The 25,047-nt window shown below is 36.6% G+C and carries 21 protein-coding genes; 5 read left to right on the top strand and 16 right to left on the bottom strand.

From position 1 onward, the window contains the following. Positions 1-97: 97 nt before the first annotated feature. Genes RM529_RS04200 through RM529_RS04190 form a run of 3 tightly spaced genes read right to left on the bottom strand, consistent with a single transcriptional unit; the run spans position 98 to position 2,756 of the window. Entirely contained in the window at positions 98-511 is a 414-nt protein-coding gene (locus tag RM529_RS04200) for an NUDIX domain-containing protein (protein WP_311483495.1), read from the bottom strand. Position 512: 1 nt separating this feature from the next. Beyond that, entirely contained in the window at positions 513-1,385 is an 873-nt protein-coding gene (locus RM529_RS04195; protein WP_311483494.1) for a DUF72 domain-containing protein, read from the bottom strand. Positions 1,386-1,397: 12 nt separating this feature from the next. Beyond that, positions 1,398-2,756 (bottom strand): NAD-dependent succinate-semialdehyde dehydrogenase, encoded by a 1,359-nt coding sequence (locus RM529_RS04190; protein ID WP_311483493.1) that lies wholly within the window; start codon positions 2,754-2,756, stop codon positions 1,398-1,400. Positions 2,757-2,925: 169 nt separating this feature from the next. On the opposite strand from RM529_RS04190, the gene RM529_RS04185 reads away from it, so the two are divergent. After that, the gene (locus tag RM529_RS04185) at positions 2,926-3,333 is read left to right on the top strand and encodes a glyoxalase (RefSeq protein WP_311483492.1); all 408 of its coding nucleotides are present in this window, start codon (positions 2,926-2,928) and stop codon (positions 3,331-3,333) included. On the opposite strand, the gene RM529_RS04180 is transcribed toward RM529_RS04185, so the two are convergent. Further along, a complete protein-coding gene (locus RM529_RS04180; protein WP_311483491.1) occupies positions 3,310-4,038 on the bottom strand; it encodes a DUF3307 domain-containing protein in 729 nt (242 codons plus the stop codon). The two genes, RM529_RS04185 and RM529_RS04180, sit on opposite strands and share 24 nt — an antisense overlap. 6 nt (positions 4,039-4,044) lie before the next feature. Next, entirely contained in the window at positions 4,045-4,704 is a 660-nt protein-coding gene (locus RM529_RS04175; RefSeq protein WP_311483490.1) for a SatD family protein, read from the bottom strand. 184 nt (positions 4,705-4,888) lie between these two features. Here RM529_RS04175 and RM529_RS04170 point away from each other — a divergent pair, with 184 nt between their 5' ends. After that, positions 4,889-5,332 carry a transcription elongation factor gene (locus tag RM529_RS04170; protein WP_311483489.1) on the top strand — a complete coding sequence of 148 codons (444 nt, stop codon included), beginning with the start codon at positions 4,889-4,891 and terminating at the stop codon, positions 5,330-5,332. Here RM529_RS04170 and RM529_RS04165 read toward each other — a convergent pair whose 3' ends face one another. Then, the gene (locus RM529_RS04165; protein WP_311483488.1) at positions 5,333-7,381 is read right to left on the bottom strand and encodes an HD family phosphohydrolase; all 2,049 of its coding nucleotides are present in this window, start codon (positions 7,379-7,381) and stop codon (positions 5,333-5,335) included. 113 nt (positions 7,382-7,494) lie between these two features. Between RM529_RS04165 and RM529_RS04160 the strand changes: the two genes are divergently transcribed. Next, on the top strand, positions 7,495-8,676 hold the full coding sequence (locus tag RM529_RS04160) for an acetyl-CoA C-acyltransferase (RefSeq protein ID WP_311483487.1): 1,182 nt from the start codon (positions 7,495-7,497) through the stop codon (positions 8,674-8,676). A gap of 20 nt (positions 8,677-8,696) precedes the next feature. After that, positions 8,697-9,446, top strand: coding sequence for a C40 family peptidase (locus RM529_RS04155; protein ID WP_311483486.1), 750 nt, complete (start codon positions 8,697-8,699; stop codon positions 9,444-9,446). 16 nt (positions 9,447-9,462) lie between these two features. Here the strand turns inward: RM529_RS04155 and RM529_RS04150 are convergent, their stop codons facing one another. The 9 genes from RM529_RS04150 to RM529_RS04110 all read right to left on the bottom strand — a co-directional run bounded on the left by RM529_RS04150 (position 9,463) and on the right by RM529_RS04110 (position 21,449). After that, the gene (locus RM529_RS04150) at positions 9,463-9,837 is read right to left on the bottom strand and encodes a response regulator (protein ID WP_311483485.1); all 375 of its coding nucleotides are present in this window, start codon (positions 9,835-9,837) and stop codon (positions 9,463-9,465) included. A gap of 38 nt (positions 9,838-9,875) precedes the next feature. Continuing rightward, on the bottom strand, positions 9,876-12,563 hold the full coding sequence (locus RM529_RS04145; RefSeq protein WP_311483484.1) for a PAS domain-containing protein: 2,688 nt from the start codon (positions 12,561-12,563) through the stop codon (positions 9,876-9,878). Between the two features lie 141 nt (positions 12,564-12,704). Next, positions 12,705-13,031 (bottom strand): YegP family protein, encoded by a 327-nt coding sequence (locus RM529_RS04140; RefSeq protein ID WP_311483483.1) that lies wholly within the window; start codon positions 13,029-13,031, stop codon positions 12,705-12,707. 199 nt (positions 13,032-13,230) lie between these two features. After that, positions 13,231-13,950 carry a LytR/AlgR family response regulator transcription factor gene (locus tag RM529_RS04135; RefSeq protein ID WP_311483482.1) on the bottom strand — a complete coding sequence of 240 codons (720 nt, stop codon included), beginning with the start codon at positions 13,948-13,950 and terminating at the stop codon, positions 13,231-13,233. Between the two features lie 134 nt (positions 13,951-14,084). After that, positions 14,085-15,509 carry a glycosyltransferase family 2 protein gene (locus RM529_RS04130; protein WP_311483481.1) on the bottom strand — a complete coding sequence of 475 codons (1,425 nt, stop codon included), beginning with the start codon at positions 15,507-15,509 and terminating at the stop codon, positions 14,085-14,087. A gap of 45 nt (positions 15,510-15,554) precedes the next feature. Then, the gene (locus tag RM529_RS04125; RefSeq protein WP_311483480.1) at positions 15,555-16,580 is read right to left on the bottom strand and encodes a hypothetical protein; all 1,026 of its coding nucleotides are present in this window, start codon (positions 16,578-16,580) and stop codon (positions 15,555-15,557) included. Positions 16,581-16,596: 16 nt separating this feature from the next. Further along, positions 16,597-16,974 (bottom strand): response regulator transcription factor, encoded by a 378-nt coding sequence (locus RM529_RS04120; protein ID WP_311483479.1) that lies wholly within the window; start codon positions 16,972-16,974, stop codon positions 16,597-16,599. A 3-nt stretch (positions 16,975-16,977) separates the two neighbouring features. Beyond that, positions 16,978-17,691 carry an Hpt domain-containing protein gene (locus tag RM529_RS04115; protein ID WP_311483478.1) on the bottom strand — a complete coding sequence of 238 codons (714 nt, stop codon included), beginning with the start codon at positions 17,689-17,691 and terminating at the stop codon, positions 16,978-16,980. Between the two features lie 161 nt (positions 17,692-17,852). Continuing rightward, the gene (locus RM529_RS04110) at positions 17,853-21,449 is read right to left on the bottom strand and encodes a PAS domain-containing hybrid sensor histidine kinase/response regulator (protein WP_311483477.1); all 3,597 of its coding nucleotides are present in this window, start codon (positions 21,447-21,449) and stop codon (positions 17,853-17,855) included. Positions 21,450-21,860: 411 nt separating this feature from the next. On the opposite strand from RM529_RS04110, the gene RM529_RS04105 reads away from it, so the two are divergent. Then, a complete protein-coding gene (locus RM529_RS04105) occupies positions 21,861-23,855 on the top strand; it encodes an alpha/beta hydrolase (RefSeq protein ID WP_311483476.1) in 1,995 nt (664 codons plus the stop codon). Between the two features lie 310 nt (positions 23,856-24,165). On the opposite strand, the gene RM529_RS04100 is transcribed toward RM529_RS04105, so the two are convergent. Beyond that, a partial coding sequence (locus tag RM529_RS04100; RefSeq protein WP_311483475.1) for an aldo/keto reductase occupies positions 24,166-25,047 on the bottom strand: 882 nt, incomplete at its 5' end.

Below are 25,047 nucleotides of genomic sequence, written 5' to 3'. Positions count from 1 at the left end.
TGATAAAAACCTGCTGTAAGAATTATAATATTTACAAAAATCCAGAAATGAGATTCTATTTTATTAGTTTTTAATAAATAAAACTGTCAACTCCTCATTACAGCAACCCGCGTGCAGCAGTGATTATTTCGTTGTGATCAAAAGCTAATTCCGGAAGATCGTTTATTTCAAACCATGCAGCATCCTTAGCATCATCTCCCGGAGATAAAGCTTCCTCAGAAAAAATACGGCTTAAAAAAGCTATTGAAATCATTCGTCCACGTGGATCTCGTCCAGGTTTCCCAAAGGCCCGGATTTGTTCCATTGAGTGTATTTTCACTCCGGTTTCCTCCAGTAGCTCCCGTTTGGCTGCCTGCTCCAGATCTTCTCCTTCTTCTATAAAACCTCCTGGCAAGGCCCATTGATCTTTAAAAGGATCTTTTTTTCTTTTAATTAATAGCACTTTAAATTGATTATTAGTGCTGCATAGAATAACGCTATCTACAGTTATTGCAATTTCCTGCTTTCCCATGTTAATTTAATGTTTTTGGTATTTCTAATTCTGTTCCGAACTTCTTGTTAAATCTTTTAATGAAATATGCCGAAAGTAAAGGAGAAGCCATTTCCATGTTTTGATGAACGAAAAAATAGACATTCTTCAACCCCAGATCGTACCATTCTTCCAGTCGATCGAGCCAATCATCCAGCCTTGTGTAGTCGGTTTCGTGATTTGCACCGTTGTACCTTATAAATGCAGTATCTGTGGTAAGGCGCATATGTAACAAATCCCTTCTTCCTGCACTATCTGTAATAACACTCGAAATATTGTATTTAATTAATAATTCATTTAAAGCGTTAGCCACCGTTTTGTCATTATGCCAATCGTTATGTCGAAATTCTGCTGCAAGAGGAATTTCTTTTGGCCAGTGTTTAAAAAATGGCTCCAGTCTTTCCATAAACTTCGGCTGAAAATTATCTGGCATTTGAAGAAAGACCATTCCAAGCTTGTCTTTTAATGGTAACATATTGGTGACGACATCGTCCACTAATCGTTCACAATCATTTAAGCGTTTTATGTGACTAATAATCCTTGGTACCTTAGGAAAGAATTTAAAGTCATCATGAGCTTTTTCTCCCCATTTTTCAAATTGTGCTTGAGGAAACATCCTGTAAAAAGAAGCATTGAGTTCTATAGAATTGAACTGCGTACTGTAATAGGCCAACTCATCTTTTGTTCCTCTTGGGTAGAATTTCTTAAGATCTGTACGGCTCCATTTTGCACAACCAACCCTCACATCTCTAAATTTTCGAGCTTCTTTTTGTACAAGAACTTCCTTTGTTTGCTGATGAGTGCCGGGTAATGCAAAATCAATTTTTCCGGGATCATCAACTTTTCCAAACTTCATTCAGCAATAATTTTAAAATTTATTGAAATAAACAGTTTTTCTATTTACAAACTCTCTAATTCCGTCTTTAGAAAGCTCTCTGCCATACCCCGATTCTTTAGTTCCCCCAAAAGGCAGTCGCGGATCACTTTTTACGAGATCATTTACAAAAACAGCCCCATCATCAAATTGCGGAACGAGCTTTGCCGCAAATTCGCTATTCTCAGTAAAGATAGAAACTCCAAGACCAAATACAGAACTATTTACCAGATCCACCGCTTCACTCGAATCTTTAAAAGTGGTAACAGAAATAGCCGGTCCAAACGTTTCTTCCTCAAACATGGGCATGCCTTTTTTAACACCCGAAACAATTGTAGGTTCAAAATAGGCTTTGTCCCGTTTTCCTCCAATGACAAGAGAAGCCCCCTGCTCCAAAGTTTCATTGACCTGTTTTTCCAGATCTTCAGCCAGATCCTCTCTTGCTAGAACACCTATAAAAGTCTCTGTATCCATTGGATCACCACTTTTAAGCTCCTTGACCTGTTTAACAAATTCTTCCATAAACTCCTGCTCTATATTCTCTTGAAGGAGCAAACGTTTTCCTGCAATACAACTTTGACCAGTGTTCTGGAAACGAGCCATAACACAGGATTTAACCGTCTCAGGAATATTAGCATCCTCAAAAACTACCAGAGCGTTACTACCTCCCAATTCGAGCACAGATTTCTTTATTTCTTCACCAGCTATAGAAGCTACAGAACTACCCGCCGGTTTACTTCCCGTTAAGGTTGCAGCTTTAATCCTTTTGTCCCTAATAATAGCTTCAATTTTTTTACTTCCGATAGTAAGACTTTGGAAGCAATGCTCAGGAAATCCGGCTCTTTCAAAAACCTTTTGAATATTTTGTGCAGTTTTCATGACATTGCTCGCATGTTTTAAAACACCAATATTACCCGCCATTAATGCAGGAGCCGCAAAACGAAAAACCTGCCAGAAAGGAAAGTTCCACGGCATTACCGCCAGCACAACACCTATGGGCTCATAACTTAAATAGCTTTTTTCGGCATCTGTTGAGATCATTTCGTCGGCAAGATGTTTTTCAGCATTTTCTGCATAATATTCACAAACCCAGGCACATTTTTCAATTTCAGAAACCGATTGGTTTATAGGTTTGCCCATTTCCAAAGTAATGTCTTGCGCATACTCTTTCTTATTTTTTTTTAATTCTTCTGCTACCGCTTTCATTAATTTTGAACGTTCTGCAAAAGACGTTTTTTTCCAGGAGGAAAATCTCATATCGGCCGCCGCCAGGACTTTATCTATCTGATCCTCACTCAGCTCCTCAAAGCTTGCAATTTCCTCTCCTGTATACGGGTTTTTAGATGTAATCATTATATAAATTTATTGTGGTTATTCCCTTTCAATATAACAAGAAGTCCCAGGTTTATGAGAGCGATTAAGAGGATTTTAACTAGAAGAATGTTCATAAATAGTTTAAAAGTAAATCCCTGTACTTGGGTATTTACTTTGGAATTTTCTAAATTTAAGAAACTTCCTTGTCATGAACTCACGAGATCTTTATTTATTAGACTCCAGGCCGGACATTCCCTCTGCAAAAGTTACAGAAAAGATGAGTCCGGACGAAAAATTTCAAAACAGAACATTGCGTCCTGTAGCCAAACTTCAGGATGAGCTCCTGGTGGTGGTTTTTAGAAATTATATTGTAAAGCACAAGAATACTTTCTACAACCTAAGGCTGGATGAACGATTAAAGTACATTGAAAATGCGATACAAAAGGATATCAAATTCAGAAACAACCTTAAAGGCATTATCATTGGACAGTTTACCCTGGAGGAATATGGGCAATACATTCAAAATTCTTCTGCACTTAACAAGAGAATGATGAATATTGTAAAAGAGCGACTGCAGTCTAATATTCAGCTTTTAGAACGCGACCTCGCGTACTAGAAAGCCAATTATTATAGTGATAGCGAAACTCATAAGAGTTCCTATAAGGACATATTCAGTTTGCTTTCTCGCTCCTGCTTCAGATTTGTCACTAAACCGTAAAATAGATTTTGCAGCAATTAAAAATCCTATTGCAGAAAAATTGTTGGTAAGAATAAAGGTAAGGACCAGGATTCTTTCAAAAATACCAATATAACGACCTGCTGCTTCAAGGCTTACTGCTTTACCATCTGTTAGAAGTTCATTATGCCAGCGCTTAGTAGCTTTTCCCACTAGAAAACCAACTGGAAATATCACGAGCAAATATCCTATTGAAATTGCCAAAAGAGCCGAAGATGAAAAAAAGAATTCTATAAATGGTAAGATCTTGTTGATATTTTCTGTGATGTAAATCCAGGAAATAAGTATAACAACAAAATGAAATAACTGATCAAGCAGAAAAATCCGCAGGGTATCTCTTTTGTGATTCAATTTCCACAAATCAATAGCGAAATGAGTTAAAGTTATAAATACTGCGATATACCATAATTCCCAATCCTGAAGGATTATATAAGTTAAAACACCAGCAACTATCGAGTGGATATAAAGATAAAGTGATTTTGCTTTTTTCTTCCTTTTATGTACCACCCACGCGGTAGGTTGCAATACAAAATCTGTTAAAATATGGGCCAGTAAAAGCTGCAGTAAAATTTGTATGATAGCCATTATTACTTAGAAGTTTTTAGCGATAACTTGCTGATATCTTTGTAACAGCACAGAAACTGCCTCCCATCCCGCAGCTTTTTTTCTTTGGTTAACAGCAGACTGGGTGATTTGGAGTTTCTCTGCTATTTCCTGCTCTTTTAATCCTCTTAGAAGATAATAAATAACTTCAGCCGAGGCGATACTCCACTTATCCATAAGCGTATCTAGAAGAAGAAAACTTGCATTAAACTCGGCATTTATATTTTCCCGAGGGGTTTTGAGAATAATAGTTCGTGACTCCTTTTTTAAATCATCAAGGCTACGCCCTGAGAATTGGAAAGCCTGCCCGTTAGACTCTGCTATAGATGGCCTTTCAAATTCATAACTTCCGATTCCTATAGCCATTTTTAAATCAGCTTCTTTTACGTATGCCTTTCCTCTGGAGTTTTCTTTACTATGCACAGCATTTATAGCTGTTTTTAAAATTAACGAAATTTCCAGAGATTTTTCTGGTATATTAATAATACCCTGAAAGCTGTCCCCTCGGTAAATCTTGAATTTTAGTTCAGGACCATAAAGACTGGTTATTTTATTAAACTGCTCCTTAAGAGTAGTCAATACTCTGGAAAGTAATTCTTCGTTATAGTTAGAAGAGTTTACAAGATCGGCTGTTAGTACGGCTATCATATTCAAATATACAAAACATAAGGTTAAAACCTAATATTTTATAATTATAAGGTATATAACTTATATTATCTCTTTATAAGGTTTAAGGCTTATGTGTTTAAAATTACAGTTATTAAACTTTTGCTAATTGTTCTTCTAAAAACTAACTGATACCTAATTTTAAAAAAACGACAAACTAATTAAAATGAACAAGAAAGAAATTTACTATAAAGCATTGGATGCCGTTAACAATCGAATAGAAAAATATCAGAAGGAAATGGATATGATAAAGGAGTCCATGGATGCAAACGATATTAAGACCGATTACGACGAAGACAATAGAGGCAAATTACTTGGTGATTTTGAGAAAAACGCCAGCTACCTTGATGATTCCAGACAAATGAAAGAAACGCTTAGTGAAATAGACCTGGATCATTATAGCGAAACCGTTAATTTTGGAAGTGTTGTTGAAACTGATAAAAACCTATATTATGTGGCGGTACCAATAGGAGAATTGAACATGGACGATGGAAGTACAGTATATGCCATATCCACCGATGCTCCTGTTTACCAGGGGTTAAAAGGAAAAAAGGCAGGGGAAAGTTATACTTTTAATGATCAGGAATTTAAAATTGTAGCATTACATTAATTACTCGGGATATTCAACTCTCAAATGATAAATATTCTTAAGCTTACGCTTAAGGATTTTTTTTACGAGCTGAATTTCCTTAAAGGTGATATTAGAGTTTAAAAACTGGCCATCTTTCATCTGTTTATTAATGATTTTTTCTACAAAATCATCAATAAGGATAGAAGTTGGCTCTTTTAAGCTCTTACTTGCAGCTTCTACACTATCGCACATCATTAGGATAGCAGTTTCCTTGCTAAAAGGGATTGGCCCAGGGTACCGGAAATCATCAGGATCAACTTCTTCATTACTACTCTCCTTTTCCTTCATTAGAAAATAATAGACGGTACTGGTCCCATGATGTGTTCTTATAAAATCTATAACTCTATCTGGAAGATTATTCCGTTTTGCAATTTCAATACCTTTAATTACATGTCCAATAATAATCTCTGCACTCTCACGCGGTGAAAGTTCATCATGAGAATTAACAGCGGTTGTTTGATTTTCTGTAAAATAAGTGGGGTCTTGCATTTTACCAATATCATGATATAGTGCGCCCACTCTTACCATCATTGCATTTGCTTGTATCTCGTTAGCTGCAGCTTCAGCGAGATTTGCAACATTTAAAGAATGATGAAAAGTTCCCGGAGCCTTTTCTGCTAGTTCCTTCAGTAATCTCGAATTAGTGTCCGAAAGTTCTAGTAGAGACATATCTGAAACCATTCCGAAGATTTTCTCGTAAATATAGATAAGCGGTTGTACAAAAAGAGTTGCAAGTCCGCCAAGCAGGAATGTGAGAAAAACCTCCCCTTCAACATCAGCTATGCTACCTTCCTGAATAATTGTAAAAGCAAAATAGGAAATTATATAAACCAGGGTAATCTGCCCTACCGATATAAAGAGATTGGCACGCTTATATAATTCTGAAACGGTTAGGATCGTCACAATACCCGCTATGATTTGCAGGAACATATATTCGTAACTGTTAGGTACAATAAAACCGAGTAGCAGCACTGTAATAACATGGGTAAAAAGCCCCAGCCTTGCATCAAAAAAAGCTTTTAGTGTTAAAGGCAAAATACAAAGAGGAACCACATAGACGTAGTCTATATTGAATTTGACCACCAAAGTGGTAAGCATCACCATAAAAATTATATTGAAAAAAATAAAGGTGACCTTTACATTATTTTCGAAGATATCCCTTCTGTATTTTCTAATAAAAAGTAACAGCATAAGCAAAGCCAAAGCTACTAAGGTACTATAACCAACCAGGATCCAGTTATGGTTATCCTGGCTCCATACCTGCGATTCGTACTCTTGCTTCAGGGATCTGAGGATATTATACTTGCCGTTATCTACAACTTCCCCTTTTGCGATAACCCTGCTTCCCTGCTCGATAATACCGCGGGTATAAGAAATGTTGTCCAGCTTGCTTTCCAGTTCCTTTTGCGTGAGATCATTATTGTAAACCACGTTAGGCTCTACGGAATTAAAAAAGACTTCCAAAAGTTCAGTCCTGAAAAATCCAAGGTTTGCCTGATCAATTTCATTGTTAAGAAAACTACTTATATCCCCCTGCTTCAGAATTTTTTTATACGTAACTTCATAAGCTTCATTTCCTTTCCTCAGGTAAACCAGTTGCTCCGGTTTCATCCTGTTACTCTCCTGCAACAATCCGTTTTTGTATATTTTATCTATTGTATTGTTAACAAAATCATTCAGCGGCCTTTCAGCCAGGTCTAGAACGCTGTCACTAAAGGCTTGTTGAATTTCCTGACGTGCGTCAAACTTTACCCTTTCTACTACAGCTGTATCGTACTCATAATAAGGAATAAGACTATTCCTTATTTCCTGCCTTTCCTCCTGGATTTCCTCCTCTGTCTTTAAAATTGCAAAATCGAAAGGGGCATACAGGTTTTCGTACTGCCAGGGTTTGTTTTTAGGTATATCATACTTAAACTTCCCTCCCTTTGGAAGCAGATAAACTATTAAAACTGCAGTGAGTATAAATAAAAAAACCTTATAAAAAAGTGCCTGGTTTTTATAAAGGTTATTTACGAAATTGCTCATATATAAATTCAGCTAATGACCAAATGTACTAAAAATCGCCTTGAATCGTGAGCTCTTATTAAGTTCGTTATAAAATCATTAACTTCGCAATATCATATATACAATAAAAAACCATGAATAAAGAAGTAGTTATAGTAAGCGCAGTCCGTACTCCAATTGGGAGTTTTTTGGGCAGCCTTTCTACCGTACCGGCCACAAAATTAGGATCCATTGCGATAAAAGGAGCCTTGGAAAAAATAAACCTGAAACCAGAACTTGTAGAGGAAGTTTTAATGGGAAATGTGGTTCAGGCTGGCGTGGGGCAGGCACCGGCAAGACAAGCTGCTTTAGGCGCAGGTATTCCCCCAAGCGTCCCCTGCACAACCATTAATAAAGTTTGTGCAAGCGGCATGAAGGCCATGATGCAGGGTGCACAATCTATTATGTTAGGTGATACATCTATAGTTGTGGCGGGCGGTATGGAAAATATGAGTTTAATACCGCATTATATTTACCTTAGAAATGGCAAAAAGTTTGGTCCGGCAAGTATGGAGGATGGCATGCAGAAAGATGGACTGGTAGATGCTTATGATAACAATGCCATGGGAGTTTGTGCTGATTTATGTGCGAAAGAGTATGAATTTTCCAGGGAAGACCAGGACGCCTACGCAATACAATCTTATAAGCGCTCCAGAAAAGCCTGGGAAGAAGGAAAGTTTGACAATGAAGTGGTTCCTGTGGAAGTTCCACAGCGAAAAGGCGAACCCATTATTGTTAAAGAAGATGAAGAATACAAAAATGTAAAGATCGACAAGATTTCTTCACTTAGACCTGCTTTTAGTAAAGACGGTACGGTAACAGCAGCGAATGCCTCTACAATTAATGATGGTGCCGCAGCAGTTATACTTATGAGTCGTGAAAGAGCAGAAGAAATGGGATTAAAAGTACTTGCTACCATACGTAGCTTTGCAGATGCTGCCCAGGAACCGAAATGGTTTACCACATCTCCTGCTAAAGCCTTGCCAAAAGCTTTAGCCAAAGCCGAATTAAAGCAGGAGGATGTTGATTTCTTCGAATTTAACGAAGCTTTTTCGGTAGTGGGTCTTGCTAATATGAAGATATTAGGACTTGGCGATGACGTTACTAACGTGAATGGAGGATCCGTTTCCCTTGGACATCCTCTTGGTTGCAGTGGTGCCCGAATTGTGGTGACCTTGCTAAATGTATTGCAACAAAACAACGCTAAAATAGGTGCCGCAGCTATTTGTAATGGTGGTGGCGGAGCTTCAGCTATGGTAATAGAACGCAATTCCTAATTTTCCAAATTAATTACTGAATGCAATACGGTATTTGCCATTTAAGCATCGCCCCTATCCGATTTTTGGCGTCCCATCAAAGTGAAATGATTTCCCAGATATTATATGGAGAACATTTTAAAATTTTAGAAGAAAGAGGTAAATGGAGTAAGATCCGCCTCGCTTTTGATGGATATGAAGCATTTATAAATAATAAGCAATATTTGAAAATCGGAGAAGATGAATATAATCGTTTGCAAAACGAAAGCCTTAAATTATCCTCAGATTTATTAAGCTATGTGGTAAATGATCAGGGTTATTTGATGTCTGTCCCACTAGGATCTTCTTTAAATTTTATACAAAACTTCCGGCATGTTTTTGAAGGCGAGGTTTCTTCAGGTATTAAACAGAAAAAGAATTTAGTCCATTCTGCTCTTTTATACTTGAACTGCCCTTATTGCTGGGGCGGTAAATCTCCTTTGGGGATAGACGCGAGTGGCTTGACGCAAATGGTATACAAATTAAACGGCCAGAGGATTAAAAGAACTTCTGCAGAACAGGCAACACAGGGAATAGCTCTAAGTTTCATTGAAGAAAGTGAACCCGGAGATTTGGCATTTTTCGACAATCATGAAGGAGTTATTGATCATGTGGGTATCATGATGCAGGATAATTATATTATCCATGTAGATGGAATGGTCCGAATTGATCGTATTGACCATTCCGGCATCTTTAACGTAGATTTAAAACGGCATACGCACCAGCTTCGGGTAATCAAAAAGATCATATAATTAAGAATATTTTAGTTTAAGAGATTAAACCCTTAAATTTTTCAATTGTAAGCGGTTTTATAAGAATATCTTTAATAAAAGGATCCTGTTCTGCCCTGCAGTGCTCTGTTTTATCTATTGAAGAAGTAAGGAGGTAGATTTCTTTATTCTGCAGAAGATTTTGTTTTTTCATTTCCTGCAGGAATTCCCACCCATTTATTCTGGGCATATTGATATCCAGGAAAATAATTGCTTTTTTAGAATTGTAATTTTCACTACTAAAATATGCCAATGCGTCCTCACCATTTTCAAATTCTAAAACTTCTTTGGTCAGATTGCAGATTTGGATTATTCTTTTTAGAACTTTCCGTAGGATCTTATCATCATCAATAATAATTACTTCTAATTTCATATTGTAAGAACATTCAAGATCAAAGTCAAGAAGATTAATTACTTGTGTTCTAAGAAATTAGTTTTATCGGCAATTTGTCGAATAATGGAATCAATTTCTTCTGCCGATTCCAGGATATTTTCCAGTAATTCCTCTTTTTCTCCAGTTTTTAACCCACCGTGTTGCATAAGATCTATAATCCCCATAAGCCTTGCTACGGGAGCTCTTACATCGTGAGATTGCTGCCTCGCAATATCCTTTAAAATTTCATTGTGCTCCAGAATCCTGTCTTCAGCGCGTTTTCTCTGGTCTACATCCTGAAAGCTTCCATATATTCTAATACATTTATTGTTTTTTGTTTCCGGTTTTCCGATGGAACGAATCCATATTTCTTTTCCGTTCAATGTAATGATGGGCAGTTCCATATCCCAGGAAATATTTTTCTCTTTGGCGTTCTTAATCGCTTTTTCCATGGTGGAATAGTAATCCTTCCGGAGCAACTTAAGTACCGATACCATTGTTGGTTTGTAACATTGGGGAGCTTCATAAATCTCGCGAGTTATCTGGGACCAGAAAACCCTGTTTTTTTCAATATCTAATTCCCAGCTACCTATGCGTGCCAGTTTGCCTGCATTATCAAATAATTGCTGCAGTTCTTTTGTCTTGGAAATGTCCTTAGCTACTGCATATATAAGCCCTTCTTCTTTCGAGATAGTACAATCCCAATTAAGCCATATTATATCTCCTGAGCCCGTAACACATTGGCATTCGTAATGAAAATTTCTTCCGTAATCTATCTTGTCCTTAATTGTTTTTTTGCATTCCTCAGTATTATCTGTATAGAGTAAATTTAATAAAGAACTCTTAAGAAGGTCTTCTTCGGAATATTCTAAAAGATCACAACCGGCCTTATTTATTCTTTTAAAATTACCCTCATAATCCAAGGTCCCTATTAAATCTGGTACCAGCTGAAAGATGTGTTGCAGATCCTGTTCCAGGCTTTTTCGGCTGATTTCGGCTGCCAGCTGGCCCGATATTTCCGGCCATACTTCACGGAATAGATTAAGAGACGTAATATCTTCTTTTATACCGCATATCCATACCCCAATAAGTTCATTGTTATTACTTAAAGGAACGCCTATTAATTTTTCGATTTGATTAATATTGTTTAAATAATTAAGCTTGCAATGATCATTTATATTCGCTACATCAGAAATTATAAGTTTGGCTGCCTCCCAAACGGCCCCTGGAACCCCGTCTCCTTTCCTGTAACTTTCTATAGAATTACTATTAATATTGACCGATTGATTGTTGTGTCCTGCAAAAAGTTCAATCTTGCTTTTATCTGAATTAACCAGCCATATTTCTGAAATCTGGAAATCGGCATACTCGTTAAACAATTGAGTGACCTCAAAGAGTGTTGACTTTAGACTATTATTATTGCTGAAAATAGCACTAAACTCACTTAAAAGTTCCTTTTTTAGTTCTACTGATCGTTGCAGGGTGATGTCGCTTAAAACACCAATCATACGTAAAGCTTTTCCTTTTTTATCACGTATTACGTAACCCTGGTCCTTAACTACCGTGTAGTTACTATCTGCATTCTTGAATCTGTATTTTGCCTGCCATCTATGCTGATTAGGATCACTAATGAATTCCTGAAATGAGATCATTATTTTCTCCAAATCCGGAGGGTAGACCAACAACCTCCAATCGTTTATGGATAGTATGGCATTTTCGGCCTGGTAACCAAAAAGAGCCTGATAACCCTGGCTCCATTCAATAGTCTCCCTGTCCAAATCTCTGGTGTAAATGGCTTCATTAGTAGCTTTATTCACATATTCTGCATGTTGCATACTAATTTTCAAATCCTTACTTTTTCTAATATTTTCGAGGATGAGACCAATAAGAGAAGAAGAACGTTCAAAGATCTGTAATGTCTCTTCTGTAGGAAAGCAGGTTTGATTATAATAGTTGGCAAAAGTGGCAATGACCTCTTTTTTCTCATTAAATATGGGTTGGGACCAACAGGCTCTTATTCCGTAGGGAAGAATAAAATGCCTGTAATTGTCCCAAAGTTCATTAGATTGTATGTCTGCAACAATAACTCTTTTTCCTGTATAGGCGGAAGTTCCACAAGAACCTGCCTTAGGTCCAATGGGCTGGTCATCTATTGCCTCTGTAATGAGTTTAGGAAGTGTTCCTGAAGCCATATGCCATACTTTTCCATCTTCTATTCTTAAAATAGAAGCTTTCATATTAGGGAAAATAGCCTCCAGTCCGTTAATATATTCCTCGAACATTTCCTTTAAATCAGATTCCTGATGTAAAGCTGCTTCTAAAAGTTTTCTTTCAATTATTCCTAATTGATAGTTGATATTTTCCTTATTCTTCCGGATCCCCTCTGAAGATTCATAGTTTGAATTAAAGCTGGCAACCGCATAGTAAACCTTCTCTTCTTCATCCCAGGAAACCGACCACTTTAGGAAATCTTTGTTATAAGTATAGGGTTCTGCTACTTTATTCCCACTGAAATTATCCCATTCATTTGCAAAATCCTGGCAGGAAGTTAGTTGCTCTTCTTTACAAATTTGATCTCCACATTTGCTGAAATAATCATCTGGATGTAACTCTAAATAAATTTCAGCTTTTTCATTAGACCATAACACTTTCCCTTCCATGTTTATTATACAAGCAATAAAATCGGCGTTCAGAAATAGTTCTTTGAACGCAAAATACTTTTCCATAATAATCTTGATTGATTAATGCTATGTAGGGATAAGCATATTAATTTTTAAGTTTTCAAAGCAAAGCGGACTTTTAAAAAAATTCTGTATAAAGCAGTTAAGAATGGTAAATTTGAGGCAAAGGTTTCAGCAAAAAAATACTTAATTTAAAACCAGTATTTCTGCTTCAGGGGCATTTCTCATGACAGAAAAAATTCCATTGTTCATCCCGCTAACCGTAGTATAAACCTCACTCGTTCCAATTATCTGGCCGTTAGTAGCTTTTAAATTAAATTTATGTCCTGTTGGAACCTGTTTTTTCTCGAAACGATCGTCTGTTTGTGAATTTTTCCTGGTAGATTCAATTCCATTTTTACAGGCCTGCATGGTTTTGTAGGCTTCGCTGCTAAGAATAATTTGTCCGTTTCTCGCTTTTAAATTGAACCGATATTGTCCTGACTTATCGGTTTTAATTTCAAACTTTCCCATTTTTCTGGTTTCTTAATTAGTATTTCTCTTACATTAGAAATTTAAATCTACTAACATACCTTTTGATTATCGTTGATAATAAAATGTATTTAAATTGCTAATACTGCGGTAAAAATATTAACTAATGTAGGTGGGAAAAGTTTTTTTATTCTAGCGGCCTAAATGACAAAATAAACGGTAAAAGTGATGCATTTAGCGGTTAGAGAAGATTCAGGCGTTTCATAAGCTGGGGTTTATTCCTTCTGCTTATTGGAATTACTTCTTTACCGATAAGCACACTATTGTCCTGTATGTCTACTATCATTTCAAGATTGATAATAAAAGAACGGTGTACTCGTAAAAACTTGGAAGCAGGTAATTTTTCCTCTATTTTCTTGAGCGTAGAATAAGTAATATAATTTTCATTAAGGGTTTTAATAAATATAAAATTCCCCTTTGCTTCGATCATTTTTATACTTGGTATATCGATCTTAATAAGACGTTTCTCGATATTTATATAAAGAACACTATCTTCTCTGGACAAAACATCTTCCTTAGATTCTTCCACCTCTGCCTTTGTACCCTTTTCCTTATTGGAAGCTTTGGTGATGGCCCTCGCAAATTTGTCTTTTTTTATTGGCTTTAGTAAGTAATCTGTGATATTATCAAACTCGAAAACGTTAAGAGCAAAGCTTTTACTGGAGGAAATTAAAATGATTTGCGGATTATAATTTAAGGCTCTTATAAAATCAAATCCATCAAACCCAGGCATAACAATATCTAGAAAAATCAGGTCTGTTTTTTTCTGTGTATTAAGATATTTCAATGCTTCTACCGATGAATTAAACTCTTTCAATAGAACTAAATCATCTCTCTGCCTGATTAATTCTATCAATATTTTTCTTGGTAATTCTTCGTCATCAACAATTACGCAGTTCATTTCCATTTAAATAAAATATAATAACGCTCGCAGTATCCTTACGCACCTTCCTATTTCCAATACTTATTTAATGAAATTAAAGTACAAAAATAATTCTGAATTAATAGGAATAACTGTTGCATGTAAAAACTAAATTATTTCTTTTTCTGAGGATTTCCTAAACCCGTTCGCTGCATGGTGCCCCAATTCTTCTTTCCTTTATAAAGATCCCAATTTCCTTTAACAGAAGCCCACATAATAAAAGGATGATAGACCAAAGGCTCGATAAGGATGGTACCAATCAGCTTTATAATATATTTGGGTTTTTTGTACTGCTGAAAAGAAAACTCTTCAAAGAAAAGCGCCGTTATCGAAAAAAGAATCGCGAAAGAATAGACCACCGCAAAGAAGATAAGATACACCAATGGATTTAAATTACTAAAAATCAAGAGGTATATCACGTAAAGAATACCCAGAAATTCAATTAGAGGCGCAAGCCATTCAAAAAACAACCAGTACGGGGTACTTAGCATTCCCAGAACTTTATATTTTGGGTTAAAAAGCATTTTACGATGTATCCAAAGGGTTTCAGCCGTTCCTCTAGTCCAGCGGTTTCGCTGCCTGTGCAGGATATGCCATTTTTGGGGAACTTCTGTCCAGCACAAAGGATCTGGAACAAAGCCCACATTATAAGAAATCTTTTCTTCCCTCATTTTTCTCCGCATCCTAACCAGTAGCTCCATATCTTCCCCTACTGTATCTGGATTATATCCTCCTACTTTTATCACAGTTTCTTTATCGAACATGCCAAAAGCTCCGGAAATGAGAAGAAGTCCATCTAAGCGAGACCAGGCCATTCTACCCATTAGAAATGCCCTGAAATATTCTATGATCTGGGCACGGGCTAAAAATGTATCAGGAAGTTTTACATCAATTATTCTTCCGTCTTCAATAATACATGAATTTGCCACTCGTATAATTCCTCCGGAAGCGATCACTTTTTTTGTATTATTCAGAAAAGGTTTTACGAGTTTCATCAGGGCATCGCTTTCCAGAATACAATCAACGTCTATACAGCATGTAATTTCATGATCGCAAAGATTGATGCCTGTATTTAAAGCATCCGCCTTTCCGCCGTTTTCCTTATCTATTATCTTTAAATTTTTATACGCCTTGTTCCGGGATTTATAGACTGCCCGCACTTTTTGTGTAGAAATGAACTGGTAATATTTAAAATCCTTTTCTTCCAGATCAAAAGTTTCAATTAGTTGCTGCAAAGTGCCGTCTTTACTACCATCGTTTATAATAACTATTTCATAGGAGGGGTAGTTAAGGGTAAGCAGGGATCGAACGTTTTCTACCACATTTGCCTCTTCGTTATAGGCAGGGGCAAGCACCGAGATAGATGGTAAACTTGAAGATTGTAAAAGTGTGAATTCAGCCTGGAAATTATGTTTTCGCTTGTAATCCCGAATTTCAAGAAAGGAGAAAATTGCAGCAAAACTGTAGCCCAGGGAGATAATTATTCCGTAAAATAAAAATAACCAGCTGGCTATCTCTGCAATTTGATAAATATTCAAACTTTCGGTATTTTGGAATTCAGGAGAAGAAGCTTCAATTACTTTTTACAAAGTAACGCTGTTCGATTCTTCGATATAATTTGATTTTAGATTATTAAAAACCTGCAGATTCATCCAGTCATGAGCAGGAATACGACTTTCAAATTTCAAAAAATCATCTGTATTTCCAATTCTTTGAAGAATCTTTATAATCACTTTTTTTGTATTTGGGGTTTGCGAATTAAACGTTTCTTTACAATAATCCAGTAGTTCTGAATATTCTAAATGCGCAAGATATTCTATGGCTGCATTCTTTAATTCTTCCTTTTCACTCAAAAGAAAAGGAACCATTTTCTCTATATTTTCAAATTGATTGTACTCGCTAATCATCTTCATTGAAAAAAGCTGAACACTGGTTAAATTATGGTGTAACAAGTTAGAAAAATCGGGTATTGGACCGGAATATTTTGTTTTTAAACATTCTTCGATATAGATCTGCTCCCAAAGCGTGATTGGGGTTTTTATCAAATCAAGAAATTCCAGTGGTTGTTCTTCTGAAATAGTTATAAAGTAAAGAATCGCCTGCTGTCGTACTTCTTCCCTTTCCGTATTAAGATGACTTTTTACAAGTTCTTTAAAATCGATAAGCCGAAGTTCTGAAGACACATAAATTGCCCTCGCTACTTTATACCAAACCCCGCTTTTTAAATCTCTTTCTGTGAGTTTATCCAATTCCCATGTAAAAAAAAGGTCGCGAATCATGGTATTGGTACTGCCTTTTAAATTTTCTTCAAAAACAAGTAAAGCTTTAATCGCTATTTTCTGTTCGAAAGTATTCTTTAAATTCTGGCTTTGAAAATTCTTAATATCCTTGGGAGACAAGCTTTCATCAAATAAATAAATGTTTATAAAGTTGCTTAACTTCTCGTTTAACTTCTTAACCTTTTTTTCTTTTAGAATTTTATGATATCGCAGATAAAGTATAGAAGAAATAAAAAATAGCGTGGTTAGAAAGAATAGGAGTGTAAAAATAAGATTGATTTTTAAGATCAATTCTCCGTTCTGGATGATATGTTCTATAAACTCCTGCAACTTAATTCCTATTTAGTCACCGCACCGGCTGTGATACAATTTTTAAGGACCTTTTAACGCGTACCGATAGTTCATTGGGGCTAAATGGCTTTGTTATAAAATCTTCTACTCCAAGATTAAATGCATCCATAATAATGTCTTCCTGTTTTGAAGTAGATAGTACGATAATTGGTGTTTCTGGGTAGACGGCTTTCACGTGTTCTATCAACTGTATTCCTGTTATAAAAGGAAGCATTAGATCTGTAAGAATAAGATCGAAATTATGTTTCTCCAGAATCTCTTTTGCAACTCTACCGTCTTCTGCAATAAAAACCTCGTAACCATCTCTCGATAATTTGAACTCAAGAGATTTGCTTACCATCGGGTTATCCTCTATAACTAAAATCTTTTCCATCACTCACGATTTTTTTAGGGTAAAATCTGTCTCCAGTTCTTTTTTTATCTTTTCGAAAATTTTCCTCAGTTCCTTTATCTGGACAGGCGCTTCTGAAGCATTAAATTTATAGATAAGCTGATTGCATAAACCAGCGGCTTCGTCATTCAGCAACATTTCAAATGAAGGTTTGATGTGATGAGCAATTTCACCTACTTTTTTGTGATCCTGGTTTTCCAGAGCTTTTTCCAGCAGTAGTATTTGCTCGCTTACTGAAGTTTTAAAAATTTCTATACTACCACATATAAATTCAGTATTTCCATCTGAAATCTCTGTAAGGTAATCCAGTGAAAAATGCAAAGCATCCTGTTTCACTTCTATCTTTTTATTGCATAGCTTTTGCAAACCCTCCAGAGTAAATGGCTTTTGAAGTAATTTCTCATCGTTCTTTGCCGATTTCTTTGTAGAAGAAATAAAAATGGGAGCGTTCTTTCCTAATTCATTCTGGATGTACTCTATAGTTTGGGTTACACTCATAGGCTGTAGGCCTTCTTCCAGGATAATGATATCGGCAAAATTATTCTGCAACCAGAGAATAGCTTCTACGCTACTCTTAAAAGATGTAACCTTAGCATCACAATTATTTTGCACTACATCGACAAATCGCTTTACTTCATCCTCATTACTTTCAATTATAAGGATGGACTTTAACTCACTATTTTTCAATTTATCATTCATTGGATTTTAATTGGGGCAGCAAATCTTTATAAATCTTTAAAATTGAGATTCCTTCAGAAAAATGTAAATGGGTATTGGTAAATTTTAGTCAAAGTAAACTAATTTTTTCCGTTTTCCTGCGTTAAATCTAAATCTTATGCGCAGTTCAAACTTTTTCAAACCTAATTTTCAATAAGGAACTTAGAAAGTTTATCTTTAATATCATCTAAAATAACCGGTTTCGTTAGATAATCATCCATACCCATTTCAAGACACTTTTCCATTTCATCTTTAACGGTTCGCGCCGTTAAAGCAATAATTGGAATGTGAGAATTTTCTTTCTCTAATTTACGGATTTTCTCTGTCGCCTGAAATCCGCTCAGTACCGGCATTTGAATATCCATAAAAATAAGGTCCAGTTCATGTTTTTCAAATTGTTCTACAGCTTCTTCACCATTTTCGGCCTGGAAGAGCGTAGCATTGGGCAGCGCTTTCTTAATAATGGTATTTGCAAGGAATTTATTAACCGGATTATCTTCAGCAATGAGAATATTAAATGGTTTTAAGAAGTTTTTAGTATCAGGGAGTTTCTTATCAATTGCTACTTCATTTGTATAAGGCTGTTCTATTTCCTCAACTATGTCGTATAACTGATGCAAATGAATAGGCTTCGTGATATTGAACTGCACTTCAAGTTCACGGCATTTCTTCATAATTTTTTCATCATTTATAGAGCTGTGGAGCAAAATAATAGGCAGCACCTCGGCTCCATAACCCATATCTGTCCTAATTTGTTCAATTAGCTTAATCCCATCCATATATGGCATATTATAATCTATAATGGCCAGATCAAAAGTTTCCTCCTTTGCTTTTAACGTACTCAAGGTCTCAATTCCATTACTGCATTCTTTAGATTTAATCTTGTTCACGGCAAGCATTTCTCTCAGGATGATGCGATTATTGGTATTGTCATCAACAATTAGTACATTTTTGATAGAGGACTGGGGTTTGTTTTGTTTAGGCGCTTCTTTTTCGGTTTGTAGTTTCACCTTAAAGGAAAATACACTTCCCTCATTTAATTTACTTTTTACCTCAAGCTTACTATCCATAAGGTTTAGAAGTTTATTACTTATGGATAATCCAAGACCGCTTCCTCCATATTTCCTGGTTGTGGAAGCATCTTCCTGATCGAATGCATTGAATATTTTCTTCAGGTTCTTTTTCGCAATTCCAATCCCGGTATCGCGTATAGCAAATGTGAATAATAACTCTTCCTCATGATCACCAATAACCTTGGAATCAACACTTAACTCGATCTCTCCTTCTCTTGTGAACTTAACCGCATTGCCAAGTAAATTGGTAAGTATCTGCCTTAATCTCACAGTATCAGCATAGACATATCTTCTAAGGTATGGAGAAATATTCAAAAGAACTTCCACGCCTTTTTTATGTGCCTGGTGTTTTACGATATCAACCGTTTGTGCACATACCAGTACGAGATCGGTCCGCTCTTCATTAAGTTCTAATTTTCCAGCTTCTATTTTAGAGAAATCCAGTACATCGTTGATCAGGTCCATCAATGAATTTGCTGAATTATATACTGTTTTCATGTACTGGCTCTGGGATTCATCAAGTTCTGTCCTCATTAAGAGATCTGTAAACCCAATAATTCCATTCAAAGGAGTCCTGATTTCATGACTTATATTGGCCAGAAATTCTGATTTGGCCTGATTCGCCGCTTCCGCTCTCTTCTTAGCCTTAATAAGAGAGATTTCCATTTCCTTTAATTCGGAAATATCGGTAGCCACACCAAGGTATCCGGTAATCTTGTCTTTATGATTCCTAATTGCTGTAACTACAAGCTGAACAGTAAATTCTGAACCATCTTTTCGAATATAAGTCCATTCTCTTGCATCAAAATTACCATCTTTGGCTTTTGCTGTAAAAACATCAAATCCTTTAATCTTCCGATTAAATTGCTCACCCAGTTCTTCACCTCTAAGCCTGATTTCTTCAGCATCATGTAATTTCTCGACATTAAGTTTTTTTATCACTTCTTCTGTAGTATAGCCAAGAAGATTCTCTGCTCCTTTGTTGAATTTTTGTACCACACCATGCAAATCTGTTTCAATCAATGACACCTGCGTAGTGGCATCCATTAAACTTTGCAATTCATTTAAACTTTTTTGCAGCGCTCTCTGGGAAAGAATTCGTCTGGTAATGTCACTTATCTGGCCTATTAGATATAAAGGTTTGCCATTATCATCAACTATTAGCGATACATTCAAAAGTCCGAATATAGTTTTACCACTTTTATGAATGAATCGCTTTTCTATACTATAAGTGTCAATTTCGCGGTTAAGTAAAGCCCTAAGTTGGGGTGTGTCTTTTTTAAGATCTTCTGGGTGCGTTAAATCACGATTTGTTTTATGTTTAAACTCGCTTTTCGGGTAACCAAATATACTGGCGAGGTTTTGATTCACCATCAACCATTTGCCTTCAATGCTTACCACACCCATTCCGTTAGGGGAATATTCAAAAGCACTCTTAAACCTCTTTGCATTCTCTTTGGCTTCAAACTCCAGTTCTTTACTGGCAGTGATATCCTCTACCTGGCTTATAATAAGCTCATCCCCTTTATTTTCAGATCTCACAATACCGCTATGCATGCGGCACCAGATAAGTTTCCTCTGCTTTGTGTAAAACTGAGCTTCTAATTGATAGTTATCAATCTCGTTATTGGTTAACCGGTTACGTTGTTCTACGGCATACCGTAAATAATCTGGATGAACAAGGTCTCTGAAGGTAAGCTTCATTGCTTTCTTTTTATCCTTCTCCTCAAAGCCGAAGATTTTGAGGCTGGCAGGATTTAATAGTAAAATTTTACCTGAGACATGCACTAACAGATTGCCAATGGAAGAATGATTAAAGACTGTTTCAAATTGTTCCTTAGCCCGTTCATAATTAATCTCACTCAGTTTTTTTGAATTAATATCCTGAAAAGCTCCATAAATCCTCACACATTTGCCATCCCTGAATTCCGGTTTACCAAACGACCGAACCCAGATTTCATTATTTCTGGCCGTGACCACTTTAAATTCAGAATCAAATGGAGTACCGTGTTCTATTGCTTCATTAACCATTTTAGTAACCTTATCTCTGCTCCATCCCTCCTTGTAGAAATTAATTCCCTCACTTAAGATAGGTTCATAATCCTGGTCAACCTCGTGGATGTCTTTGGTTACTTTGGTCCAGAAGAGTTTATCATTAATAAGATCTACTTCCCAACCTCCTACTTTTGCCAATTCATTTGTTTCGTGATATACTGAATTCAAATCCCTGAATTCCTTCAAATTTTGCAGGGTAGGCTGTTTTTCCTTAAGCCGGGAAAATTTTATGAGCAGATAGGCTTCTGAAGATGAAATTTTTATCTTTTTCGCTTTCGTTTTAAAAGATGCCTTCTTGTTGTTTGGTTTTTGAAACTGAAATGTTTCGGTGTCAGGTAGTTTACCTTCAAATCCTTCGCTAAGTATATTGTATATATTTTCCTTTATTTGAAACGGAATGGAAGACTTCCATTTTTCTTCCTGCTCTTTTTCTGAAATAGTTTCATAGCCTATACTTTTCCAGAAAGTATTATTTATCCAGATGTCTCTGGTTTTGCCATATTTGATTATCCAGATTCCATGAAGAACATCTTCAGTAATCCAACCAGCTAAAGAAGGTTCTTTAACAACTAAAATGGAGAACAATTCTGAAAAATTGAATTTGAGAGGCATAATTAACTAGATTTAGGCGCGATAAATCTAATTAAATTTTTTTTGGTTTATAGAAAGAATGCGCCGGGCTGTATTTTATAATTAATATCCAATTAGCTTTTATAAGAAATCTGTTTAGTCGCCCTAGAGAAAAAAGAACAACTTTTCACGATCTTACTTCCCTTTATTTCCGAAAAGTAAGGGATAAAATGTGTATTTGAAGAAATTTCAAATTAATACATACTCGTCACTTATTTTAAAAAAATCAAGGGAAATCCCCCATTGATAATTTGTCCTTTTCTTTTTAGTTTTATTCGACAGAATTTTCACAAAAAAATTCTAACTATTCCCATCATTCCAATCCCCTTTTTAAAAATAAGTATTAAGAATAAACCATTCTAGAATAATTATTAATCATAAAAACAATCGATTATGAAGAAGATGACTATGTATTTGGTCCTGATGGTATTTTTGGGAACCTTGTTTTCCTGTACTAAAGAGGAAACTAGACCGAATGATTTAAACCCCGAAAAAGCCACGTTATCCTTTGGTTCACTGTTGAACGACATGGTGAACAACAGAGCGGCAATTAAACAACAATTTGATGAGTTTCCTGATTGTTCAGATGGTATTCCCGCTTATGTGGAGGTCGCCCTTTCCCAGGATGGAGCCTGGGCCGTAGGAAACGAGACAGATCCGCTCCAGGTAGATCTTAACCCTAATCCAGATGATTACGACGGGGATGGAATAGATAACTATTTCACTGAGTTCTCGTACGAACTGGAACTTGATCCCGGCGACTATGTCCTGGAATATTTTAAAGTTTTTGATGATAGCGGCAATGAGCTTTGGATTGCACCCCGTAGCGGAAACTTCGATAACTTTGTAGATAATGCACTGCCTTTGGCCATTTCTCTTGGGGCCGGTGTTAAAAAGTACGTAAGTGTAGATGTGGTTTGTTTCGATAATCGTATTGTCAACGAATATGGCTATCTATTCTTTGACATCAATGGCAGTGAACTCATAGAATTCTGCGTTTTTGGTAATTTCTGTGAGGAAAATGGTCGACATTTCCCGGCACACTTCAGTGTAAATGTCTGGCACTATAGTGGAGATTCCCAAAATCCCAGAGGAGAGGTAATAGTGTCTGATTCTATGAACAATACAGGAGTAAACGGCGAGGGAGATTTCTATGCCGATCCCCTTTGTATAACGTTACCTTCAGAAGGAAACAATGAATATTATTTTGAAATCACTTTATTGGAATCAGATGAATACGATGCTGAAGAAAGACTGATACGCAGCGGAGTAATTAGCGATGAAGATATAAGAGATTTATATGACGGTGATGATAATACAGAATATTATCATTTTATGGAAGGTAACTGCGGAAGTGAGGATGCTCCCGCTCTTTTCGATATGGGTAATGGGCAGGAATTGGAACCTGAAGGACCAGCTCCGGAATGGGGACCTTCTATAACCGACCCTATGCTGGTTGTCATTGAGCAATTACTGAGTTATGATTTCCCCCCACTTTATACTTTATCTGCAGAAGAGGCGCGCATGCAGCCAACTTTTGCAGATGCCTATATGGATGTTATCGAGGAGTACAACATTCCGGTACCAAATACCAACGTGAGCACTACTAATATTTCTATTCCTGTAGAGGGAGGAGCAATAAACGGGCGTATTTACACTCCCGATTCAGGAAGGGAAGATTATCCCGTAATTGTTTATTATCACGGCGGTGGCTGGGTCATTGCCGGTATAGATACTTACGATGCTTCTATTAGAGCACTGGCTAATAAAGCAGATGCAATTGTGGTAGCTGTGGGATATCGCCAGGCACCGGAATATAAATTCCCCACTGCTCATAATGATGCTTATGCTGCTTATTTATGGACGCTGGACAATGCAGATTCTTTCAACGGAAATAATGAAGAAGTCGCTGTGGTAGGTGAAAGTGCAGGTGGTAATTTGGCCGCAGGTGTTAGTATTATGGCCAGAAATAATAACCAACAGCTTCCGGTCCACCAGGCGTTAATCTATCCAATCGCCAATTATGATTTTGATACACCTTCCTACATCGAATACCAGAATGCTGTACCACTTAACAGACCTCTGATGATGTGGTTCTTCGACAAATATCTTAATAGTCCTGCAGAAGGAGATAATCCTTTAATCTCTCTTGTTGATGCAGATTTAACTGGTCTCCCTTCAAGCACAGTGATCAGTGCTCAAATAGATCCGCTGCAAAGTGAGGGACAACAACTAGCTCAGGAACTGCAGGATGCCGGTGTGGAAACTACTTATGAGCTTTATATTGGTGTAACTCACGAATTCTTCGGAATGGGAGCTGTGGTTCCACAAGCAGATGAGGCACAGGATCTTGTTGCTGCAGAACTTAGGGAAGCTTTTAACAATTAGTAATAGAAATACTACTGCTAATTTTATGCAGTAAATTCTGGAAAATTAGATTATAAAAAGCCGCCTCATATTAAAGTGAGACGGCTTTTTCTTTTTATATAAATTAATTCAAGATCATCTTTAAAAAAAATACGAGGAATTCCTTCTTTTCAATTACAATCCGGCTCGTTATAACCTGGAATCAGCAAAAAGCAGGGATGCTTAGGAACTGTCCCAACACCTTCAAAAGCTCAAGGTAGTAAATATAGTTCGGCTGGAAGGGAGCATCCAAATTTGGCAATTATCATCTCATTAATTTAAAAACCTTTCATTAAGTTGCTTGCGGCTCCGGTGCATTTTGGGCGATTAAATTCTCTGATTTTAATTCCTCCCAAAAGTCTGCCGGAATAGTTTCACTCATAGATTTTGCGTTGGCAGAGGATTGATAAGGTTTACTTGCTCCGGGAATTACAGAAGCAACCACCTTAGGTGCTGCAGAAAATTGTAAAGCTGCACTTCGTAAATCCACACCATGATTTTGTGCGATATTGTTCATTTTCTCCCTCTTCTTTAGAAATCCATCCGGTATTCCTTCACTGTAGTTATAACGGTCTTTGCCGGCAAGGAAACCTGCATTTAAAGGTGCACCTATCACTAGCGATATATCTTCTTTTTCACAAACAGGAAATAACTTATTTAAAGCATCTTTATGGTGCATTAGGGAATACTGTGTTGCGGAGAGAAAAATGTCGGGATCACTTACTTCAATGGTTTTTAGAATTGGTTCTATAGTGTTTACACCAAAACCCCAGCCTTTAATAATACCTTCTTCCCTCATCTTTATAAGTTCTGGCATGGCTCCTTTTTGCGCTACTTCAAAATATTTAACCCAATCTTCTTTCATGTCGCCATTATCCGGAGAAAGATCATGAATATAAACTATGTCCAGTGATGAGAGACCCATTCGGTGTAAAGTATCCTCAACAGATTTACGTACACCCTCCGCCGAATAGTCATATTCATAATCAAAATTCAGCTTCCCTTTCCATATCCCCGGGTTCTTATCAAATTCCGGAGCAGGTTTTAATATACGCCCTACCTTGCTGGACAAAATATAATCTTCCCTGTTTTTATGGAAGAGAAAGCTTCCCATTCGCCTTTCACTAATTCCCAGTCCGTACCAGGGTGAAGTATCAAAATGTCTTACCCCATT

Origin of the sequence: Autumnicola edwardsiae, from assembly GCF_031846505.1 — a bacterium.
GTDB classification, from domain to species: Bacteria; Bacteroidota; Bacteroidia; order Flavobacteriales; family Flavobacteriaceae; genus Autumnicola; species Autumnicola edwardsiae.
This window is presented reverse-complemented; position numbering and strand designations above follow the sequence as displayed.

Bases quoted from the DNA above. Each gene is read 5' to 3' on its own strand.
- RM529_RS04140 (WP_311483483.1), bottom strand. From the start codon at position 13,031: ATGGGAAAGTTTGAAATTAAAACCGATAAGTCAGGACAATATCGGTTC.
- RM529_RS04175 (WP_311483490.1), bottom strand. From the start codon at position 4,704: ATGATAGCCGTACTAACAGCCGATCTTGTAAACTCTTCTAACTATAAC.
- RM529_RS04110 (WP_311483477.1), bottom strand. From the start codon at position 21,449: ATGCCTCTCAAATTCAATTTTTCAGAATTGTTCTCCATTTTAGTTGTT.
- RM529_RS04105 (WP_311483476.1), top strand. From the start codon at position 21,861: ATGAAGAAGATGACTATGTATTTGGTCCTGATGGTATTTTTGGGAACC.
- RM529_RS04185 (WP_311483492.1), top strand. From the start codon at position 2,926: ATGAACTCACGAGATCTTTATTTATTAGACTCCAGGCCGGACATTCCC.
- RM529_RS04190 (WP_311483493.1), bottom strand. From the start codon at position 2,756: ATGATTACATCTAAAAACCCGTATACAGGAGAGGAAATTGCAAGCTTT.
- RM529_RS04180 (WP_311483491.1), bottom strand. From the start codon at position 4,038: ATGGCTATCATACAAATTTTACTGCAGCTTTTACTGGCCCATATTTTA.
- RM529_RS04165 (WP_311483488.1), bottom strand. From the start codon at position 7,381: ATGAGCAATTTCGTAAATAACCTTTATAAAAACCAGGCACTTTTTTAT.
- RM529_RS04195 (WP_311483494.1), bottom strand. From the start codon at position 1,385: ATGAAGTTTGGAAAAGTTGATGATCCCGGAAAAATTGATTTTGCATTA.
- RM529_RS04135 (WP_311483482.1), bottom strand. From the start codon at position 13,950: ATGAACTGCGTAATTGTTGATGACGAAGAATTACCAAGAAAAATATTG.
- RM529_RS04155 (WP_311483486.1), top strand. From the start codon at position 8,697: ATGCAATACGGTATTTGCCATTTAAGCATCGCCCCTATCCGATTTTTG.
- RM529_RS04200 (WP_311483495.1), bottom strand. From the start codon at position 511: ATGGGAAAGCAGGAAATTGCAATAACTGTAGATAGCGTTATTCTATGC.
- RM529_RS04160 (WP_311483487.1), top strand. From the start codon at position 7,495: ATGAATAAAGAAGTAGTTATAGTAAGCGCAGTCCGTACTCCAATTGGG.
- RM529_RS04170 (WP_311483489.1), top strand. From the start codon at position 4,889: ATGAACAAGAAAGAAATTTACTATAAAGCATTGGATGCCGTTAACAAT.
- RM529_RS04120 (WP_311483479.1), bottom strand. From the start codon at position 16,974: ATGGAAAAGATTTTAGTTATAGAGGATAACCCGATGGTAAGCAAATCT.
- RM529_RS04145 (WP_311483484.1), bottom strand. From the start codon at position 12,563: ATGGAAAAGTATTTTGCGTTCAAAGAACTATTTCTGAACGCCGATTTT.
- RM529_RS04115 (WP_311483478.1), bottom strand. From the start codon at position 17,691: ATGAATGATAAATTGAAAAATAGTGAGTTAAAGTCCATCCTTATAATT.
- RM529_RS04150 (WP_311483485.1), bottom strand. From the start codon at position 9,837: ATGAAATTAGAAGTAATTATTATTGATGATGATAAGATCCTACGGAAA.